Source organism: Serratia bockelmannii, assembly GCF_051803255.1.
Lineage (GTDB): Bacteria > Pseudomonadota > Gammaproteobacteria > Enterobacterales > Enterobacteriaceae > Serratia > Serratia bockelmannii.
Map to the genome: position 1 here is coordinate 935,135 of NZ_CP196512.1, position 18,390 is coordinate 953,524.

The 18,390-nt window shown below is 60.8% G+C and carries 19 protein-coding genes; 14 read left to right on the forward strand and 5 right to left on the reverse strand.

Going from position 1 to position 18,390, the window contains the following annotated elements; all coding sequences use genetic code 11:
* Positions 1 to 61: 61 nt before the first annotated feature.
* The 3 genes from ACSJLU_RS04365 to ACSJLU_RS04375 are packed head-to-tail and all read left to right on the forward strand — an operon-like array spanning position 62 to position 1,901.
* On the forward strand, positions 62 to 676 hold the full coding sequence (locus tag ACSJLU_RS04365; RefSeq protein ID WP_025301659.1) for a methylthioribulose 1-phosphate dehydratase: 615 nt from the start codon (positions 62 to 64) through the stop codon (positions 674 to 676).
* Positions 673 to 1,362, forward strand: coding sequence for an acireductone synthase (gene mtnC / locus ACSJLU_RS04370; protein ID WP_043135516.1), 690 nt, complete (start codon positions 673 to 675; stop codon positions 1,360 to 1,362). The genes ACSJLU_RS04365 and mtnC overlap by 4 nt, the downstream gene beginning before the upstream one ends.
* Complete coding sequence (locus ACSJLU_RS04375) at positions 1,359 to 1,901, forward strand: 1,2-dihydroxy-3-keto-5-methylthiopentene dioxygenase (protein WP_043135518.1); 543 nt, start codon at positions 1,359 to 1,361, stop codon at positions 1,899 to 1,901. The genes mtnC and ACSJLU_RS04375 overlap by 4 nt, the downstream gene beginning before the upstream one ends.
* Positions 1,902 to 1,918: 17 nt before the next feature.
* On the opposite strand, the gene mtnA is transcribed toward ACSJLU_RS04375, so the two are convergent.
* Positions 1,919 to 2,947, reverse strand: coding sequence for an S-methyl-5-thioribose-1-phosphate isomerase (gene mtnA / locus ACSJLU_RS04380; protein ID WP_025301662.1), 1,029 nt, complete (start codon positions 2,945 to 2,947; stop codon positions 1,919 to 1,921).
* A 145-nt stretch (positions 2,948 to 3,092) separates the two neighbouring features.
* Here mtnA and mtnK point away from each other — a divergent pair, with 145 nt between their 5' ends.
* Positions 3,093 to 4,292: an S-methyl-5-thioribose kinase gene (gene mtnK / locus ACSJLU_RS04385; RefSeq protein ID WP_025301663.1), complete on the forward strand. Its 1,200-nt coding sequence runs from the start codon at positions 3,093 to 3,095 to the stop codon at positions 4,290 to 4,292.
* A 73-nt stretch (positions 4,293 to 4,365) separates the two neighbouring features.
* On the opposite strand, the gene ACSJLU_RS04390 is transcribed toward mtnK, so the two are convergent.
* Together ACSJLU_RS04390 and fadE are read right to left on the reverse strand one after the other, a co-directional pair.
* The gene (locus ACSJLU_RS04390; protein WP_004930217.1) at positions 4,366 to 4,518 is read right to left on the reverse strand and encodes a Hok/Gef family protein; all 153 of its coding nucleotides are present in this window, start codon (positions 4,516 to 4,518) and stop codon (positions 4,366 to 4,368) included.
* 289 nt (positions 4,519 to 4,807) lie between these two features.
* Positions 4,808 to 7,264 (reverse strand): acyl-CoA dehydrogenase FadE, encoded by a 2,457-nt coding sequence (fadE, locus tag ACSJLU_RS04395; protein WP_025301664.1) that lies wholly within the window; start codon positions 7,262 to 7,264, stop codon positions 4,808 to 4,810.
* Between the two features lie 246 nt (positions 7,265 to 7,510).
* Between fadE and lpcA the strand changes: the two genes are divergently transcribed.
* Together lpcA and ACSJLU_RS04405 are read left to right on the forward strand one after the other, a co-directional pair.
* The gene (gene lpcA, locus ACSJLU_RS04400) at positions 7,511 to 8,092 is read left to right on the forward strand and encodes a D-sedoheptulose 7-phosphate isomerase (RefSeq protein ID WP_004930220.1); all 582 of its coding nucleotides are present in this window, start codon (positions 7,511 to 7,513) and stop codon (positions 8,090 to 8,092) included.
* A 97-nt stretch (positions 8,093 to 8,189) separates the two neighbouring features.
* Positions 8,190 to 8,993, forward strand: coding sequence for a class II glutamine amidotransferase (locus ACSJLU_RS04405; protein ID WP_019454310.1), 804 nt, complete (start codon positions 8,190 to 8,192; stop codon positions 8,991 to 8,993).
* Here the strand turns inward: ACSJLU_RS04405 and dpaA are convergent.
* On the reverse strand, positions 8,928 to 9,695 hold the full coding sequence (gene dpaA, locus ACSJLU_RS04410; RefSeq protein ID WP_025301666.1) for a peptidoglycan meso-diaminopimelic acid protein amidase: 768 nt from the start codon (positions 9,693 to 9,695) through the stop codon (positions 8,928 to 8,930). The two genes, ACSJLU_RS04405 and dpaA, sit on opposite strands and share 66 nt — an antisense overlap.
* A gap of 554 nt (positions 9,696 to 10,249) precedes the next feature.
* On the opposite strand from dpaA, the gene ACSJLU_RS04415 reads away from it, so the two are divergent.
* From ACSJLU_RS04415 to nqrM, 8 genes are read left to right on the forward strand one after another with little or no spacing between them, the layout of a single operon-like run.
* Positions 10,250 to 11,599: a Na(+)-translocating NADH-quinone reductase subunit A gene (locus ACSJLU_RS04415; RefSeq protein WP_049208695.1), complete on the forward strand. Its 1,350-nt coding sequence runs from the start codon at positions 10,250 to 10,252 to the stop codon at positions 11,597 to 11,599.
* Between the two features lie 3 nt (positions 11,600 to 11,602).
* Entirely contained in the window at positions 11,603 to 12,844 is a 1,242-nt protein-coding gene (locus ACSJLU_RS04420; protein ID WP_016928991.1) for an NADH:ubiquinone reductase (Na(+)-transporting) subunit B, read from the forward strand.
* Positions 12,834 to 13,628, forward strand: coding sequence for a Na(+)-translocating NADH-quinone reductase subunit C (locus ACSJLU_RS04425; protein WP_025301668.1), 795 nt, complete (start codon positions 12,834 to 12,836; stop codon positions 13,626 to 13,628). Before ACSJLU_RS04420 ends, ACSJLU_RS04425 begins: the two co-directional genes overlap by 11 nt.
* Positions 13,621 to 14,250 carry an NADH:ubiquinone reductase (Na(+)-transporting) subunit D gene (locus tag ACSJLU_RS04430; RefSeq protein WP_004930232.1) on the forward strand — a complete coding sequence of 210 codons (630 nt, stop codon included), beginning with the start codon at positions 13,621 to 13,623 and terminating at the stop codon, positions 14,248 to 14,250. Before ACSJLU_RS04425 ends, ACSJLU_RS04430 begins: the two co-directional genes overlap by 8 nt.
* 6 nt (positions 14,251 to 14,256) lie before the next feature.
* Complete coding sequence (nqrE, locus tag ACSJLU_RS04435; RefSeq protein ID WP_004930235.1) at positions 14,257 to 14,853, forward strand: NADH:ubiquinone reductase (Na(+)-transporting) subunit E; 597 nt, start codon at positions 14,257 to 14,259, stop codon at positions 14,851 to 14,853.
* A 15-nt stretch (positions 14,854 to 14,868) separates the two neighbouring features.
* Positions 14,869 to 16,092 carry an NADH:ubiquinone reductase (Na(+)-transporting) subunit F gene (gene nqrF / locus ACSJLU_RS04440; RefSeq protein WP_043135532.1) on the forward strand — a complete coding sequence of 408 codons (1,224 nt, stop codon included), beginning with the start codon at positions 14,869 to 14,871 and terminating at the stop codon, positions 16,090 to 16,092.
* Positions 16,076 to 17,125, forward strand: coding sequence for an FAD:protein FMN transferase (locus tag ACSJLU_RS04445; protein ID WP_380826664.1), 1,050 nt, complete (start codon positions 16,076 to 16,078; stop codon positions 17,123 to 17,125). Before nqrF ends, ACSJLU_RS04445 begins: the two co-directional genes overlap by 17 nt.
* Positions 17,126 to 17,132: 7 nt before the next feature.
* Positions 17,133 to 17,360: a (Na+)-NQR maturation NqrM gene (gene nqrM, locus ACSJLU_RS04450; RefSeq protein ID WP_016928987.1), complete on the forward strand. Its 228-nt coding sequence runs from the start codon at positions 17,133 to 17,135 to the stop codon at positions 17,358 to 17,360.
* A 26-nt stretch (positions 17,361 to 17,386) separates the two neighbouring features.
* Here nqrM and ACSJLU_RS04455 read toward each other — a convergent pair whose 3' ends face one another.
* Entirely contained in the window at positions 17,387 to 18,283 is an 897-nt protein-coding gene (locus ACSJLU_RS04455; RefSeq protein WP_049206249.1) for a glycerophosphodiester phosphodiesterase family protein, read from the reverse strand.
* Positions 18,284 to 18,390 lie beyond the last annotated feature (107 nt).

The window sequence follows — 18,390 nt, forward strand, 5'->3', positions numbered from 1 at the left end:
CCGCCACGCGGCAGGCAAAGTTTCATCTGCCGGCCGCCTTACCGAACGGGAAATGATAATAATGACGGATAATCCGCAATTTACCGCATTGCTGGCGGCCTGCCACTGGATTGGCGACAAAGGCTGGTGCCCGGCGACCGGCGGCAACATGTCGCTGCGCCTCGACGAACGTCAGTGCCTGGTCACCGAGTCCGGCAAAGACAAGGGCAGCCTGAGCGCCGCCGATTTTCTGCGGGTGGATATCGCCGACAATCATGTGCCGAGCGGCCGCACGCCGTCGGCGGAGACCGGGCTGCATACGCTGCTCTACCGCCTGTCTGCGCACATCGGCGCGGTGCTGCATACCCATTCCGTCAACGCTACCGTACTGTCGCGGGTGGAACGCGGCGATGCGCTGGTGCTGCAGGGATACGAAATGCAGAAGTCGCTGGCCGGCCAGCGCAGCCACCTGGACAGTGTGGCGATCCCCATTTTTGATAACGATCAGGATATCCCCCGGTTGGCGGCGCGTGTGGCGGCCTATGCCGAGGCCACGCCACTGCAGTACGGTTTTCTGGTGCGCGGCCACGGTCTCTATTGCTGGGGAAGCCAGGTAGCGGAAGCCCGCCGCCATCTCGAAGGGCTGGAATTCCTGTTCCAGTGTGAACTGCAACGCCGCTTACTGGAGGCGAAATGATCCGCGCTATCGTGACCGATATTGAAGGCACCACCAGCGATATTCGCTTTGTGCATCAGGTACTGTTTCCCTATGCCCGCGAACGGCTGGCGGATTTTGTGCGCCGCCATGCCGCTGAGAGCGAAGTCGCCGCGCCGCTGGCGGCGCTGCGCGCTGAAATTGACCAGCCGCAGGCAGATCTCGACGCGCTGATCGCCGCCCTGTACCGCTTTATGGATGAAGATCGCAAATCCACCGCGCTCAAGGCGCTGCAGGGCATCATCTGGCGCAGCGGCTATCGCGAGGGCGACTTCCGCGGGCATCTGTACCCGGAAGTCGCCGGGCAGTTGGCCGCCTGGCAGCGGCAGGGAGTGAAGCTTTACGTCTATTCCTCCGGTTCGGTGGAAGCGCAGAAGCTGCTGTTCGGCCACAGCGACGCGGGCGATCTGCAGCCGCTGTTCAGCGGCTATTTCGATACGCACGTCGGCGCCAAGCGCGAAACCGCGTCGTACCGCAACATCGCGCAGGCTATCGGCATCGCGCCCGACGAGCTGCTGTTCCTGTCCGATATTCACCAGGAGCTGGACGCCGCGCAGGCCGCCGGCTGGCATACCTGCCAGCTGATCCGCGATGAGGCGGACGAGCAAAGCCGGCATCCGCAGGTTAACCGTTTTGATCGTATCGATTTAGGGGAGTTCGTCTCATGAGTGGATTGACCATTTTCAGCGATAAAGCGCCGCAGCAGCCGCTGTGGCAGAGCCGCGACGCGCAGGAGATCCAGCGCCAGCTGGCGCAAATCGGCGTGCGCTTTGAGCGCTGGCAGGCGGATCGCGAGCTGGGCGACAACCCGCAGCCGGAGGCAGTGATCGCCGCCTACCAGCATGAGATCGACCGGCTGGTGGCGGAAAAGGGCTACCAGAGTTGGGACGTGATCAGCATGCGGCCGGACCACGAGCAGCGTCAGGCGCTGCGCGAAAAATTCCTGTCCGAACACACGCACGGCGAGGATGAAGTGCGCTTTTTCGTTGAAGGGGCGGGGCTGTTTTGCCTGCATCTGGACGGCAAGATCTTCCAGATCCTGTGCGAAAAGAACGATCTGATCTCGGTGCCGGCCAACACCCGTCACTGGTTCGATATGGGCTCGGCGCCGCACTTTACCGCGATCCGGGTATTTGACAACCCGGAAGGCTGGGTGGCGCATTTCACCGGCGACACGATCGCCGATGCCTATCCGCGTTTGGACTGATCGTCAATCGGCGGGCGTTATCCCAGCGCCCGCTGGAAAATCCCCGCTTCAACCTGTTGCGGCGTGATCACGCCGCTGTCGAACACCCACCCGCTGATAAGCTTCGCCGGCGTGACATCGAACGCCGGATTGTACACCGGTGCCTCGTTCGGCGCCCACTGGCAGGCGCCGAAGCTGCCTGAAACGCCGGTGACTTCGGCCGCCGCGCGTTGCTCGATCGGGATGGCGGCGCCGTCCGGACAGTGCGGATCGTGGGTGGTGTGCGGGGCGGCCACGTAGAACGGGATGCCGTGATAGTGCGCCAGCACCGCCAGGCTGTAGGTGCCAATCTTGTTGGCGACGTCGCCGTTGGCGGCGATGCGATCCGCGCCGACCCACACCGCATCGACCTGGCCCTGCGCCATCAGGCTGGCGGCCATCGAATCGCAGATCAGACGATAGGGAATGCCCAGCTCGCCCAGTTCCCAGGCGGTCAGACGACCGCCCTGCAGCAGCGGCCGGGTTTCATCGACCCACACCTGTTGCACTTTGCCCTGCTGGTGGGCGCGCAGCAGCACCCCGATGGCGGTGCCGACGCCGGCGGTGGCCAACCCGCCGGTATTGCAGTGGGTCAGCAGGCGGCTGCCGGGCTTGACCAGCCCAGCGCCGTGATCGGCGATGCGATCGCACAGCCGGCGATCTTCCTCCACCAGCCGCAGCGCTTCGTTCACCATTGCCGGCGCCCAGTCAGGCTCCGCCAGCGCCAGCTTCATGCGATCCAGATTGTTCATCAGGTTAACCGCCGTCGGGCGCGCGGCGCGCAGCGTGTGCAGCGCCTGTTCCAGCTCGGCGCGCGGCAGACCGCGTTCCGCCAGCAGCGCCAACAGCAGGCTGGCGGACAGCCCAATCAGCGGCGCGCCGCGCACCCGCAGGCTGTGAATGTGCCCGACCAACTCTTCCACGCTGTCGCAGGCCCGCCACCGCTTTTCCTGCGGCAGAGCTTGCTGATCGAGGATCCAAAGGCGGTTATCTCGCAGGGTCAAACTGGTGGTGTTAAGCGCTTGCATCGGCGGTTAATTCCTTGTTGCGTGGTTATTGCATCTGAAACGCTATTCTGCCAACATGACTTCCAGATGTATAGACGTCCAAATGCTTTTACGTCTAAATAATCAGAGTCGCTGGGTCAGTGAGAGAGAACAGAGGGGTTGGGGAATGTCGCTTTATCGTACGTTTACGGCTGCCGATGCCGTTGAATATGCCCGCCAATACGGGCAGGTGGCCGAACCGCAGGCGCTGGTGAGCGCCGACGAGATCGGTGACGGCAACCTGAACCTGGTGTTCAAGATCCGCGATCGCGAAGGCGTGAGTCGGGTGATCGTCAAACAGGCGCTGCCCTACGTGCGCTGCGTGGGCGAATCCTGGCCGCTGACGTTGGATCGGGCGCGCATCGAAGCGGAAACGCTGCTGGTCCACGGCAGTTTCTGCCCAAGGCATACGGTAAAAGTCTTGCATCACGATCCCGAATTGGCGGTGATGGTGCAGGAAGATCTCTCCGATCATCGCATCTGGCGCAGTGAACTGGTGCAGGGGAACTATCACCCGCTGGCGGCTGGGCAACTGGCGGAATACCTGGCGCAGACGCTGTTTCACACCTCCGATTTTTATCAGTCGGCGCAGCAGAAGAAGGCGGAAGTCAGCCGTTTCACCAACCCCGAGCTGTGCCAGATCACCGAAGATCTGTTCTTTACCGACCCCTATACCGACCATGAGCGCAATCAGTTCGAGGCGGCGCTGTTGCCGCAGGTGCAGGCGCTGCGTGAGGATGCGCCGCTGAAGCTGGCGGTCGCCGGCCTGAAACATCGTTTCCTCAGCAAAGCGGAGGCGCTGCTGCACGGCGATATTCACAGTGGTTCAATTTTCGTGGCGGAAGGGCGGTTGAAAGCGATCGACGCTGAATTCGGTTTCTACGGCCCGATCGGTTTCGATGTCGGCACTGCGTTAGGCAACTTGCTGCTCAACTATTGTGGCCAGCCGGGGCTGTTCGGGCCGCGCGATGCCGCCGCCGGACGCGAGCAGCGCCTGCAGGATGTGCGCGAGCTGTGGCTGATTTTCGCCGATCGCTTCCTGGCGCTGTGCCATCAGCAAAGCCGCGATGCGGCGCTGGCGACGCCGGGTTACGCCGAGCAGTTCCTGCAGCAGGTCTGGGCTGACGCAGTAGGGTACTGTGGCACCGAACTGATCCGGCGCACCATCGGCCTGGCGCACGTCGCCGATCTGGACAGCATCGCCGACGCCGACATGCGCCTCGACTGTCAGCGTCACGCCCTGGGATTGGGGCGCACGCTGATCGTCAATGCGCCGCAGATCGAGCATATCGATGCGCTGTTGGCGCGTATTCGCCAGCAGGGCTGAAAAGGCGGGTGCTCGTGGATCCTGCCTGACATTATCAGCCAACGGGCGGGGCGAACCCCGCCGTTGGGTTGCCTTACCGTTCGGATTCGTAAGCCAAAGTGGCCGCAACCTCCGAGTCTCCCAACCTGATGCGCAGTTCGCACAGCGAACCGCGGGTTAGCCAGATGAACGCGATCAGCGTCATACAGACGATCACCAGTTTAAGTACGACCCGTTTTTGCTGCATTTTTGACCTCCCTATCCTTGCCTTGCGGCGGGTAAGAGGCTAACCTGATGTTGCTTGGCATCAGAGTGGCCTCGGGTTGATAATATCGACTCGGGGCCTTTCTCTTTCTCTCCTTTGCCAAGGCTCCGGACAGAAAGATCCAGAGCACCCGCTGCGCAGTCTACTCGAACTTCCTTCCCATGAAATCTGCCGTTGCGCCAACCTGCGGCGCGGTGCGCAGTTTGTGGTGCAAGAAAAGAAAAAGGGGCGATGATGATCGCCCCTTGGATGCGTGGAGTGGGAATTGGCGTTAAGCCGCTTCGGTCTGCTGTTGGCGCTTAGACTGCGCCGCCGGCTTTTCCGGCTTAGCGGCCGCCAGCGCATCCGGTGCAAAGTCGTCCACGTTGATGGAGCGCAGACGGCTCTCTTCGGCTTTCACCAGGATCTTCGCTTCGTCGGCGCTGATCTTGCCTTCTTCCAGCGCGCGTTCCGCCAAACGATCCAGACGGGTGAACGGCAGGTTTTTGCCGGCTGCCTTGCACAGACGTTCGTGAATCGGCTCGGCGGCCATCACGTCGGCCAGCGCCGCTTCCAGCAGGCCGATTGGGTTATGTTCGCTCGGCGTCAGGTACTGACCGCGCCCCAGGCGGCTGCGGGTGGCGGAAGGCACCTGCAGGATCTTGGCCAACTGGTGATCCAGGCGATCGGACGGTGCGGTATGCACGCGGCCGAACGGGAAGACCACGAAGCGCATCGCGCCAGCGATAAAGCGGTTCGGGAAGTTGCGCAGCAGGTCATCCAGCGCCTGTTCGGCTTTATGCAGGCTGTCTTGCACGCCCCAATGCACCAGCGGCAGATCTTCTTTCTGACGGCCTTCGTCGTCAAAGCGTTTCAGCACGGCGGAAGCCAAATACATCTGGCTGAGGATATCCCCCAGGCGAGCGGAGATGCGCTCACGGCGCTTCAGGCTGCCGCCCAGCACGCCCATGGAAACGTCCGACAGCAGCGCCAGGTTGGCGCTCAGGCGGTTCAACTGCTGATAGTAACGACGGGTCGCATCCTTGGTCGGCGTGGCGCTGGTGCGGCCGTTGGTCAGGCCCAGCCAGAAGCTGCGTACCTTGTTGCTGCCGACGTGGCCCAGGTGGCCGAACAGCGATTTATCGAAGGCGTTCAGATCGTTGTTCTGTGCCGCTGCCATTTCATCCAGCACATAAGGATGGCAGCGGATTGCGCCCTGGCCGAAGATCATCATGGTGCGGGTCAGGATGTTCGCGCCTTCCACCGTGATGGCGATCGGTGCGCCCTGATAGGCTCGAGCCAGGAAGTTGGATTCGCCCAGCATGATGCCTTTACCGCCGGCGATGTCCATGGCGTCAACGATCGACTGCTGGCCGCGGTGTGTACAGTGGTATTTGACGATGGCCGACAGCACGGCCGGTTTCTCGCCCTGCACCAGCGCGTAGGTGATCAGCGAAGCGGCGGCGTCCATCACATAGGTGTTGCCGGCGATGCGTGCCAGCGGCTCTTCGATCCCCTCCATCTTGCCGATGGAGATCTTGAACTGACGGCGAATGTGCGCGTAGGCGCCGGTCGCCAGGGCGATGGATTTCAGGCTGCCGGTAGAGTTGGACGGCAGGGTGATGCCGCGACCGACCGACAGGCATTCAACCAGCATGCGCCAGCCCTGGCCGGCCATTTTCGGGCCGCCGATGATGTAATCGATCGGCACGAACACGTCGGTGCCGCGGGTTGGGCCGTTCTGGAACGGCACGTTCAGCGGGAAGTGACGGTTGCCGATTTCCACGCCCGGCGTGCTGGTTGGGATCAGCGCACAGGTGATGCCCGGGGATTCGTTGTCGCTCAGCAGGCGATTCGGGTCATGCAGTTTGAACGCTAGGCCCAGTACGGTAGCGACCGGCGCCAGCGTGATGTAGCGCTTGTTCCAGGTCAGGCGCATGCCCAGTACCTGCTTGCCTTGCCATTCGCCCATGCACACGGTGCCCACGTCCGGGATCGCGCCGGCATCGGAACCCGCTTCCGGGCTGGTCAGCGCGAAGCAAGGAATTTCGTCGCCGCGCGCCAGGCCCGGCAGATAGTGGTTTTTCTGTTCTTCGGTACCGTAGTGCTGCAGCAGTTCGCCCGGGCCGAGGGAGTTTGGCACGCCGACGGTGATCGCCAGGATGCCGGAAACGCCGGCCAGTTTTTGCAGCACCATCGCCTGAGCGTAAGGTGAGAATTCCAGACCGCCGTACTCTTTCTTGATGATCATCGCGAAGAAACGGTGTTCTTTCAGGTACGCCCAGAGTTCAGGCGGCAGATCGGCCAGTTCGTGGGTGATCTGGAAGTCGTTGGCCATGCGGCAGGCTTCTTCCACCGGGCCGTCGATAAACGCCTGCTCTTCTTCCGTCAGGCGCGGTTTCGGGTAGCTGTGCAGCTTGTTCCAGTCCGGCGCGCCGCGGAACAGATCGCCTTCCCACCAGGTGGTACCGGCGTCGATCGCTTCCTTCTCGGTGGTGGACATCGGCGGCATCACCTTGCGGAAGGCGCGCAGCGCCGGCGCGGAGAGCAGGGAACGGCGTACAGAGGAAAGGTTCAGCGGCAGCAGCACGATCGCCAGCGGCAGCAACAGCCAGAAGCTCCACAGGCCGATAGCACCCATGGCGGCAGTGTACGCCACCAGGATCAGGCTGCTGAGGGTAAGGTTCACTCGGTGGTAGAACACCACGCCGAGGAGAGCCAGGAAAACGACGATACTAAGAACCATCATAAGAAGCTCCGAAGTAGTAAGAGGTCTGACCTGTTGTGTGTATGTAATAGGTTTTAGTACAAGGCAGAATTTTTATCAATGCGTTTACAGTTTAATTACAACTCAGGTCACAAACTGACAGCACCAATCATCAAAAACCTCTCCGCTTCCTTAACTGGCGCGCTGTTTGGCTGAGAATGCTTCTCGCTGTTTCCGCGATCCGGTACACTGCGAAGCGGAAGATTTGACGATAACAAGAGGTTCCTCATGTACCACGACCTTATTCGCAGTGAACTGAACGAAGCAGCTGATACCCTGGCGAAATTTATCAATGACGACGCCAACATCGACGCCATCCAACGTGCGGCGGTGCTGCTGGCGGATTCCTTCAAAGCCGGCGGTAAAGTGATTTCCTGCGGCAACGGCGGTTCCCATTGCGACGCGATGCACTTCGCCGAAGAGCTGACCGGCCGCTACCGTGAAAACCGCCCGGGCTACCCGGCAATTGCCATCTCGGACGTGAGCCACCTGTCCTGCGTCAGCAACGACTTCGGTTATGAGTATGTGTTCTCGCGCTATGTGGAAGCGGTGGGCCGCGAAGGCGACGTGCTGCTGGGCATTTCTACTTCCGGTAACTCCGGCAACATCATCAAGGCCATCGACGCGGCGCGTGCCAAGGGGATGAAAGTGATCACCCTGACCGGCAAGGACGGCGGCAAGATGGCGGGTTCCGCCGATGTGGAAATTCGCGTGCCGCACTTCGGCTACGCCGACCGCATTCAGGAAATCCACATCAAAGCGATTCACATCTTGATTCAGCTGATCGAAAAAGAGATGGTTAAGGCTTGATAGCCTTCGGGGAGCTGCGGCTCCCCATGAATAAGACGGCGGACGCCGCATGGTGCGTCCGCACAGCCTGTGTCAGTGTGGTTAAGGAGTGCTGGCGATGTGTGAACTGCTCGGGATGAGCGCAAACGTACCGACCGATATCTGCTTCAGCTTTACCGGCCTGGTACAGCGCGGCGGCCGCACCGGGCCGCATAAGGATGGCTGGGGCATTACCTTCTATGAAGGGAACGGCTGCCGCACATTCAAGGATCCGCAGCCGAGCTTCAACTCGCCGATCGCCCGCCTGGTGCAGGACTATCCGATCAAGTCCTGCGCGGTGGTGTCCCATATTCGCCAGGCCAACCGCGGCGAAGTGGCGCTGGAAAACACCCATCCGTTCACCCGTGAACTGTGGGGCCGCAACTGGACCTACGCGCACAACGGCCAATTAAAAGGCTATCGTCAGCTGGATACCGGCACGTTCCGCCCGGTCGGCCAGACCGACAGCGAATACGCGTTCTGCTGGCTGCTGCATCAGCTGGCGCTGAAATACCCGCGCACCCCGAGCCAATGGCCGGCGGTCTTCCGCTATATCGGCCTGTTGGCGAGCCAGCTGCGCAAGAAAGGGGTGTTCAACATGCTGTTGTCGGACGGGCGCTTCGTGATGGCCTATTGCTCCACCAACCTGTATTGGATCACGCGCCGCGCGCCGTTCGGTAAGGCGACGTTACTGGATCAGGATGTGGAGATCGATTTTCAGCAGCAGACCACACCGAACGATGTGGTCACGGTGATCGCCACCCAACCGCTGACCGCCAACGAAACCTGGCACAAGATTGAGCCAGGCGAGTTCGCGTTATTTCACTTCGGTGAGCGGCTTGTTCTGAGCGAAGGGATTGGTGTTGGGCGTCGGGCTGGCTGACGCGTACTGCGTCATCTGGCCGCTGCTCATCAACGGTTGACCCAGCACATACTGGCCGTTGTCTACGGTCATCATCGGCGGCTGGTGGTTCTTCGCGAAGTAATCGTAACCCGGCTTCAGCTGGCGCCAGAAGGCGATATAGCTGGATGACGCATGGCGCTTGAGGTTTTGCTCGGTCATGCGGAACGGATAAATGCTGATATCGACGCGGCTTTGGCCATAGGCAAAGGCGGCTTCGACGTAGCGATAGATCTCATCCATATAGGTGTTGGTCATCGCGTAACAGCCGATCGATTTACATTCGCCGTGGATCATCAGATAAGCGCCGGAATAGCCCTGCGATTTATCGTAATCGTTAGGGAAACCGATATTGATCGCCCGATAATACTTGCTGTCGGGTTTCAGATGGCGTGCGTCAACGCTATAAAAGCCTTCCGGACTTTTAAAGTCGCCTTCACGACGTTTAGGACCCAGCCCGCCGGAGAAATTACAGATCGGGAACGTGTTGACCAGGCGGAATTCATTGCCCATTTTGGCATACAATTCCAGCTTGCGTTCCTCTTTGAAGATCTGAATATAGACCGGCGAACCCAATAATTGCTGTTTAACTACCGGTGCTTCGGGTACCTGCTCGCTGGCGCTGCAGGCCGTGATCATCGGCATAGAAACAAGCATCGCAAACAACAGCGCGATTTTGCTCATTATTATTCCTGCTTATATTTATCTGCCGGCGCAATTGAGGTTGGCCAACATGCCACTGATTATTGTTTTTACTGCTGCAAAACACCGCCAGATTACCAGCGCGTTTATTTTTAGCAATACGTGATATGTATAAAAAAACGACAAAGCTCGATAAAAGTGAAATGACCGGCAGATTTTAACGATAAGTAGTGAAAAACAGGCGAAATTTAATTGCGTTTGCTTGACCCAAGTCACGACGTAACGCAGAACAATGTTGCGAACAATGTTAATATTCTCTCTTCAATTTAACGCGCTGTGGCGATTGAAGCGGCAAGAGTTATTGCATATAACCCGGCCGTTTTGATGGTTATTTGGCTACATGCCGTTAACACATCGACTGTCGCGCAAACAACGGAAAGGGGGACTCAAGGGAATGCGCGTTACCCCAGTTTTTCACTGCGAGAAAGTTCATGTTGGGCGTGCCGTTGTGCGCACTGCCCGGCAATCCTGGCATCGTCAGCACCCGCCTCTGGGGCCGGGCAGACGTGTAAACCCAACTACATCGTATAAATCCTATGATTAAGATCAGAAAAGGGTTAGATCTGCCGATAGCCGGAGCCCCGGTTCAGGCGATCCAAGATGGCCCGAACATTCAGCATGTCGCCCTGCTTGGGGAAGAGTATGTCGGAATGCGCCCCTCCATGCTGGTGCAGGAAGGCGATACCGTTAAGAAAGGCCAGGCGTTGTTCGAAGATAAGAAAAACCCCGGGGTTTTCTTCACGGCTCCCGCCAGCGGCCGCATCGTCGCGATTAACCGCGGCGAGCGGCGCGTATTGCAATCGGTGGTGATTGCGCTGGAAAACGGCGGCGACGATCAGCTCGAGTTTGCGCACTACCCGCAGGGGGAATTGGCCCAGTTGCCACGCGAACAGGTCGAGAGCGAACTGATCGCCAGTGGCCTGTGGACCGCACTGCGCACCCGCCCGTTCAGTAAAACGCCAAGCCCCGGCAGCGAACCGCGCGCCATTTTCGTCACCGCGATGGATACCCAACCGTTGGCCGCCGATCCGCAGGTGATCATCGCCGAGCAGCAGGCGGCGTTCAACGCCGGGCTGGTGGTCTTGGCACGCCTGACGGCGGGCAAGGTGCACGTATGTCACGCCGCCGGCGCCTCCGTTGGCCAGCAGAGCGGCCCGCAGATCGCCTACAGCGAATTTGCCGGCCCGCATCCCGCCGGGCTGGTGGGCACCCACATTCACTTCCTTGAACCGGTTAGCCTGAAGAAAATCGTTTGGCACATCGGCTACCAGGACGTCATCGCCATCGGCACGCTGTTCACCACCGGTAAGCTCGATACCCGCCGGGTCGTGGCGCTGGCCGGGCCGCAGGTGGCGCAGCCGGCGCTGCTGCGCACCCGCCTGGGGGCCAGCCTCGAGGAGCTGACCGCCGGCCGCCTGAAAGACGGCGAGAACCGGGTGATCTCCGGTTCGGTGCTGAACGGCATGCACGCCGCTGGGCCGAACGCCTGGCTCGGCCGTTTCCACTCGCAGGTGTCGGTGCTGGAAGAAGGGCGCGACAAAGAGCTGTTCGGCTGGATCGTGCCGTCGCCGAACAAGTTCTCCATTACCCGCACCACGCTGGGCCACTTCCTGAAGAACAAACTGTTCGCCTTCTCGACCACCACTAACGGCGGCGAACGCGCCATGGTGCCGATCGGCAACTACGAGCGGGTGATGCCGCTGGACATTTTGCCGACGCTGCTGCTGCGCGATTTGCTGGCGGGCGACAGCGACAGTGCGCAGGCGCTGGGCTGCCTGGAGCTGGACGAGGAAGATCTGGCGTTGTGCACCTTCGTTTGCCCCGGCAAGTATGAGTACGCGCCGGTGCTGCGCGAGGTGCTGACCAAGATTGAGCAGGAAGGATAACCGATGGGCCTGAAGAATTATTTTGAGAAGATAGAGCATCACTTCACGCCGGGCGGCAAACTGGAAAAGTGGTACCCGCTGTATGAAGCGACCACCACGGTGTTTTATACCCCCGGCACGGTGACGCGCGGCGCTTCGCACGTGCGCGACGCCATCGATTTGAAACGCATGATGATCCTGGTGTGGCTGGCGGTGTTCCCGGCGATGTTCTGGGGCATGTACAACGTTGGCCAGCAGGCGATCCCGGCGCTGCACCATCTGTACAGCGGCGACGCGCTGCAACAGGTGCTGGCGGGCGACTGGCATTATCGTCTGGCGCAGTGGCTAGGCGCCTCGCTGGCGGCCGACGCCGGCTGGGTCAGCAAGATGGTGCTGGGCGCCTGTTACTTCCTGCCGATATACGCCGTGGTGTTCGTCGTCGGCGGTTTCTGGGAAGTGCTGTTCGCCATCATCCGCAAGCATGAGGTCAACGAAGGTTTCTTCGTCACTTCAATCCTGTTTGCGCTGATCGTGCCGCCGACCCTGCCGCTGTGGCAGGCCGCGCTGGGCATCACCTTCGGCGTGGTGGTGGCCAAAGAGATCTTCGGCGGCACCGGGCGCAACTTCCTCAACCCGGCGCTGGCCGGCCGCGCCTTCCTGTTCTTCGCCTATCCGGCGCAGATCTCCGGCGATTTGGTGTGGACCTCCGCGGACGGTTTCTCCGGCGCGACGCCGCTGGCGCAGTGGAGTGCAGGCGGGGCGCACAGCCTGAGCAACGTGGCCACCGGCCAGTCCATCAGTTGGCTGGACGCCTTCCTCGGCAACATTCCCGGCTCCATCGGTGAAGTCTCCACGCTGATGATCCTGATCGGCGGGGCGATTATCCTGTTCGGCCGCGTGGCCTCCTGGCGCATCGTCGCCGGCGTGATGCTCGGCATGGTGGCTTCTGCACTGTTGTTCAACGCCATCGGTTCGGACACCAACCCGATGTTCGCCATGCCGTGGTACTGGCATCTGGTGCTGGGCGGCTTCGCCTTCGGCATGATCTTTATGGCGACCGACCCGGTTTCCGCCTCCTTCACCAATAAGGGGAAATGGTGGTACGGCATTCTGATCGGCGTGATGTGCGTGCTGATCCGGGTGGTCAACCCCGCCTATCCGGAAGGCATGATGCTGGCGATCCTGTTCGCCAACCTGTTCGCACCGCTGTTCGATTACCTGGTGGTGCAGGCCAACATCAAGCGGAGAAAAGCCCGTGGCGAATGAAGCGAAAAACGACGGCATCGGTAAAACGCTGCTGGTAGTGCTGCTGCTGTGTCTGGTGTGTTCAGTGGTGGTGGCGGGCTCCGCCGTTGGCCTGAAGTCCAAACAGCAGGAGCAAAAGCTGCTCGATAAGCAGCGCAATATTCTCGACGTAGCCGGCCTGTTGCAGCCGAAAATGGAGAGCGAGCAGGTCAAGCGTCTGTACAGCGAGCGCATCGAACCGCGCCTGGTGGATCTGAACAGCGGCGAGTTTGTCGCCGGCAAGGCGGCGGCGTTCGATCTGGGCGCCGCGCTGCGCGACGACGCCAAAAGCGTGGCGTTGCCCGCGGGCGACGATCCGGCCGGTATCAAACGCCGTAGCAACCAGGCTGAAATCTACCTGGTGCGCGACGAAAGCGGCCAGGTGAACAAGCTTGTGCTGCCGGTATACGGCACCGGCCTGTGGTCGATGATGTACGCCTTCGTGGCGCTGGATAACGACGGCAATACGGTCAAGGGCATCACCTACTACGACCAGGGGGAAACCCCAGGGCTGGGCGGTGAGGTCGAGAATCCGTCCTGGCGCCAGCAGTGGGTCGGTAAACAGCTGTTCGACGACAACGGCCAGCCGGCGATCCGCGTGGTGAAAGGCGGCGCACGTCAGGGGGATGTGCACGGAGTGGACGGCCTATCCGGCGCCACGCTGACCTCCAACGGTGTGCAGCATACGTTTGATTTCTGGTTGGGCGAGCACGGCTTCGGCCCGTTCCTGAAAAAAGTTCGTGAAGGAGCGCTGAAAAATGGCTGATTCCAAAGAGATAAAGCGGGTCCTGCTGGGGCCGCTGTTCGACAATAACCCGATCGCCCTGCAGGTGTTGGGCGTCTGTTCTGCGTTGGCGGTGACCACCAAGCTGGAGACGGCGGTGGTGATGACCATTGCGGTGACGCTGGTGACCGCGTTCTCCAGCTTCTTCATCTCGCTGATCCGTCACCATATTCCCAACAGCGTGCGCATCATCGTGCAGATGGCGATCATCGCCTCGCTGGTGATCGTGGTCGATCAGCTGCTGCGCGCTTATGCGTTCGAGATCTCCAAGCAGCTGTCGGTGTTCGTCGGCCTTATCATCACCAACTGCATCGTGATGGGGCGCGCCGAAGCCTACGCCATGAAATCGCCGCCGATCGAGAGCTTTATGGACGGCATCGGCAACGGGCTGGGTTACGGGGTGATCCTGGTGCTGGTCGGTTTCCTGCGCGAGCTGATTGGCTCCGGCAAGCTGTTCGGCGTCCCGGTGCTGGAAACGGTGCAGAACGGCGGCTGGTACCAGCCGAACGGCCTGTTCCTGCTTGCGCCGAGCGCGTTCTTCATCATCGGCCTGCTGATCTGGGTGCTGCGCACCCTGAAGCCGGCGCAGATCGAAAAGGAGTAAAGGCCGATGGAACACTATATCAGCCTGTTTGTGCGCGCGGTGTTCGTCGAGAACATGGCGCTGGCGTTCTTCCTCGGGATGTGTACCTTCCTGGCGGTGTCGAAGAAGGTCTCGACCGCCTTTGGCCTGGGCATCGCGGTGACCATCGTGCTCGGCATTTCGGTGCCGGTGAACAACCTGGTCTACAACCTGATCCTGCGCGACGGCGCGCTGGTGGAAGGCGTCGATCTGAGCTTCCTCAACTTCATCACCTTCATCGGCGTGATCGCGGCGCTGGTACAGATTTTGGAGATGATCCTCGATCGCTTCTTCCCGTCGCTGTATAACGCGCTCGGCATCTTCCTGCCGCTCATCACCGTGAACTGCGCCATCTTTGGCGGCGTGTCCTTCATGGTGCAGCGCGACTATAACTTCGCCGAGTCGGTGGTGTACGGCTTTGGTTCCGGCACCGGCTGGATGCTGGCGATCGTCGCCATGGCGGGGATCCGCGAAAAACTCAAGTATGCCAACGTGCCGGCAGGGCTGCGCGGCCTGGGCATTACCTTTATCACCACCGGACTGATGGCGCTGGGCTTCATGTCCTTCTCCGGTGTTCAGTTGTAAAGGCGGGAAGAATTTATGGAAATTATTTTAGGCGTAGCAATGTTCACCACCATCGTGATGGTGCTGGTGTTGCTGATCCTGTTCGCCAAATCGAAGCTGGTGAACACCGGCGACATCGCGGTGGAAATCAACGGCGATCTGGATAAGAGCTTCCATGCGCCGGCGGGCGACAAGCTGCTCAACGTGCTCTCCAGCCAGGGGATCTTCGTCTCCTCGGCCTGCGGCGGCGGCGGTTCCTGCGGCCAGTGCCGGGTGGTGATCAAAGAGGGCGGCGGCGATATCCTGCCGACCGAGCTTTCGCACATCAACAAGCGCGAAGCGAAAGAAGGGTGCCGCCTGGCGTGCCAGGTGAACGTGAAGCAGAACCTGAAGATCGAGCTGCCGGAAGAGATCTTCGGCGTGAAGAAATGGGAGTGCGAGGTTATCTCCAACGATAACAAAGCCACCTTTATCAAAGAGCTGAAGCTGAAGATCCCCGATGGCGAGGACGTGCCGTTCCGCGCGGGCGGCTTTATCCAGATCGAAGCACCGGCGCACGACATCAGCTACGCCGACTTCGACGTGCCGCAGGAGTATCGCGGCGACTGGGACAAGTTCAACCTGTTCCGCTACCGCTCGACGGTGAACGACACCACGGTGCGCGCCTACTCGATGGCCAACTACCCGGAAGAGAAGGGCATCATCATGCTCAACGTGCGTATCGCCACGCCGCCGCCGAACAATCCGGACGTGCCGCCGGGCATCATGTCTTCCTATATCTGGTCGCTGAAAGCCGGTGATAAGGTGACCATCTCCGGGCCGTTCGGCGAGTTCTTCGCCAAGGACACCGACGCCGAAATGATCTTCATCGGCGGCGGCGCGGGCATGGCGCCGATGCGTTCGCACATCTTCGACCAGCTCAAGCGCCTGAACTCGAAGCGCAAGATCACCTTCTGGTACGGCGCGCGTTCGCTGCGCGAGATGTTCTATGAAGACGACTTCAACCAGCTGCAGGCGGAGAACGAAAACTTCACCTGGCACGTGGCGCTGTCGGATCCGCAGCCGGAAGATAACTGGACCGGCTACACCGGCTTTATCCATAATGTTCTGCTGGAGAACTACCTGAGGAACCACCCGGCTCCGGAGGACTGCGAGTTTTACATGTGCGGGCCGCCGATGATGAACGCCGCGGTGATCAAGATGCTCAAAGATCTGGGCGTCGAAGACGAAAACATCATGCTGGATGACTTTGGTGGCTAAATTGCGCGCATTGGCGATGAAGAACTGGCTGACGGGTGTGGCGCTGAGCGCCACCCTGCTGCTGACCGGCTGCGGGCCGGAACAGGTGGACCTGATGGGTAAAACCATGGGCACCTCGTATTCGATCCGTTACGTGACCGGCGAAGATACGCCGTCGGCGCGCGAGATGCAGGCGGAGATCGACAAACGGCTGGAGCAGGTGAACGATCAGATGTCCACCTACCGGCCGGATTCCGAGCTGAGCCGCTTCAATGCCAACCGCGACATTGACCGGCCGTTCCCGGTTTCGCCGGCCACCGCCGAAGTGGTGCGCGAAGCGCTGCGCATCAACCGCGTCACCGACGGCGCGCTGGACGTGACCGTCGGGCCGCTGGTCAACCTGTGGGGCTTCGGCCCGGAAGGGCGGCCGGACAAAGTGCCGAGCGAGGCGGAACTGGCGCACCGCCGCGCCTGGACCGGCGCCGACAAACTGTCGGTGCAGGGCAACGCGCTGGTGAAAAACATCTCCGAGCTGTACGTCGATCTGTCGTCGATCGCCAAAGGGTATGGCGTGGACGTGGTGGCGGAATATCTGCAGTCCCGGCATGTGAAGAACTACATGGTGGATATCGGCGGCGAGGTGCGCACGCGCGGGCATAACGGCGAGCAAAAGCCGTGGCGCATCGCCATCGAGCGCCCGACCGCCGGTACGCAACAGCAGGCGCAGCTGGTGATCCAGCCGGGGGAGATGTCGATCGCTACCTCGGGTGACTATCGCAACTACTTCGAGCAGGACGGGGTGCGCTATTCGCACACCATCGATCCGGTCACCGGCCGACCCATTCACCACCGTTTGGTGTCGATCACCGTGCTGAGCCCGACCTGCATGACCGCCGACGGCCTGTCCACCGGCCTGAACGTGATGGGGCCGGAGCGCGGCCTGGCGCTGGCCAACCTGCTCGGTATCCCGGTGTTCATGATCGTGAAAACCGCCGACGGGTTTGAGGAGCGTTACTCAGACGCGTTCAAGCCCTATCTGAAAAAGCGTTCGTGAGGTTGCTATGTTGACGGTATTCGCCGCTACTTTCGTGTTGTTTCTGCTGATCGTCGGCGGCATGTCGCTGGGCTATGTGTTCAAACGCAAAAGCCTGCAGGGCAGCTGCGGCGGCATCACCGCGCTGGGCATGGAGAAAGTCTGCGACTGCCCGGAGCCGTGCGATGCGCGCAAAAAGCGCGAAGCCAAAGCGGCGCAGCGGCGCGAGCAGTTGGAAAAGCACCGTATTCTGTAGCGAAAACCCGGCCTTGGCCGGGTTTTTTATTTCGCCTTGCGGAAGCTTTTCGCCTCGGCCGGCGAGTTGACCATCACGCCGTCAGCGCCCAGCGCCAGCGCCTGCTGATATTCCTGCGGCGAGTTGACGCCGAACAGGATAATGTGCGCCGGGCCCTGCGAGCGGAAACAGTCCATCGACTCTTTATCCCAGGTCAGAAACGCCTTCGAACGCCCTTCGCCGAGGGTATATTTCTCCACCACTTCCACCTCGCGCTTCAGCTCCAGCCCGTACCAGCGCGGCTGCCGGTTGTCCGGTTTGACGTCGCACTGGTGCGCCATGGTGACGTTGGCCAGCAGCGTGCGGGTTTCGTCGCGGCTTTCAAAGCGCGGGATGGCCGGCGGCAGCGCCTGCAGGTATTTGGCGTCGGTAGAGTAGACGCGGATGCGGTTCAGGCTGTCGGTGCTTTGCAACGTCGCCAGCAGCGTTTGGCCAAACTGCGCCGGATCGGCGTCCGGGGATTTGATGTCCAGATAAAAAGTGACGTGCGGAAACGCTTTAAGCACGTCGTCGAGCCGTGGAATGCCGATACCCTGGCCGCGGAACGGGTGTGCGTCACCCTTGGCGAAGGCCCAACCGGCGTCGGTCTCGGCTAGCTGCGCGGCGGTATAGGCAGAAACAGGACCCTGCCGGTTGGTCAGCGCTTTCAGGTCCGAGGGGCGATACAGCACGATGATGCCGTCTTTGGATGCTTGCAGGGTGATCCAGATGGCGTCGGCGCCGTTTTTCAGCGCGGTTTCGATGGCGATGCGAGTGTTTTCCGGCGCATCGGCGGTGCCGCCGCGATGGGCGACGATCGCCGGCGCATGACCGGCGGCGGCGCTGGCCGCCAGCGCGCTCAGCGACAGCGCGGAAGCCAGCAGCAAATGAGAAAATCTGATCATGTAGGGTACCTTGTCGTTATCGTTGTGGTGAGCCGCACGGGATGGCGGAAATCATACTATTGAAAAATTAAGCTTTTTTAACAACGCGGAAATATCTGTCAGAAACG

Bases quoted from the DNA above. Each gene is read 5' to 3' on its own strand.
- ACSJLU_RS04420 (WP_016928991.1), top strand. From the start codon at position 11,603: ATGGGCCTGAAGAATTATTTTGAGAAGATAGAGCATCACTTCACGCCG.
- ACSJLU_RS04445 (WP_380826664.1), top strand. From the start codon at position 16,076: ATGACTTTGGTGGCTAAATTGCGCGCATTGGCGATGAAGAACTGGCTG.
- ACSJLU_RS04415 (WP_049208695.1), top strand. From the start codon at position 10,250: ATGATTAAGATCAGAAAAGGGTTAGATCTGCCGATAGCCGGAGCCCCG.
- ACSJLU_RS04405 (WP_019454310.1), top strand. From the start codon at position 8,190: ATGTGTGAACTGCTCGGGATGAGCGCAAACGTACCGACCGATATCTGC.
- ACSJLU_RS04455 (WP_049206249.1), bottom strand. From the start codon at position 18,283: ATGATCAGATTTTCTCATTTGCTGCTGGCTTCCGCGCTGTCGCTGAGC.
- ACSJLU_RS04430 (WP_004930232.1), top strand. From the start codon at position 13,621: ATGGCTGATTCCAAAGAGATAAAGCGGGTCCTGCTGGGGCCGCTGTTC.
- dpaA (WP_025301666.1), bottom strand. From the start codon at position 9,695: ATGAGCAAAATCGCGCTGTTGTTTGCGATGCTTGTTTCTATGCCGATG.
- ACSJLU_RS04375 (WP_043135518.1), top strand. From the start codon at position 1,359: ATGAGTGGATTGACCATTTTCAGCGATAAAGCGCCGCAGCAGCCGCTG.
- mtnK (WP_025301663.1), top strand. From the start codon at position 3,093: ATGTCGCTTTATCGTACGTTTACGGCTGCCGATGCCGTTGAATATGCC.
- nqrM (WP_016928987.1), top strand. From the start codon at position 17,133: ATGTTGACGGTATTCGCCGCTACTTTCGTGTTGTTTCTGCTGATCGTC.
- mtnC (WP_043135516.1), top strand. From the start codon at position 673: ATGATCCGCGCTATCGTGACCGATATTGAAGGCACCACCAGCGATATT.
- nqrF (WP_043135532.1), top strand. From the start codon at position 14,869: ATGGAAATTATTTTAGGCGTAGCAATGTTCACCACCATCGTGATGGTG.
- mtnA (WP_025301662.1), bottom strand. From the start codon at position 2,947: ATGCAAGCGCTTAACACCACCAGTTTGACCCTGCGAGATAACCGCCTT.
- ACSJLU_RS04365 (WP_025301659.1), top strand. From the start codon at position 62: ATGACGGATAATCCGCAATTTACCGCATTGCTGGCGGCCTGCCACTGG.
- lpcA (WP_004930220.1), top strand. From the start codon at position 7,511: ATGTACCACGACCTTATTCGCAGTGAACTGAACGAAGCAGCTGATACC.
- ACSJLU_RS04390 (WP_004930217.1), bottom strand. From the start codon at position 4,518: ATGCAGCAAAAACGGGTCGTACTTAAACTGGTGATCGTCTGTATGACG.
- nqrE (WP_004930235.1), top strand. From the start codon at position 14,257: ATGGAACACTATATCAGCCTGTTTGTGCGCGCGGTGTTCGTCGAGAAC.
- fadE (WP_025301664.1), bottom strand. From the start codon at position 7,264: ATGATGGTTCTTAGTATCGTCGTTTTCCTGGCTCTCCTCGGCGTGGTG.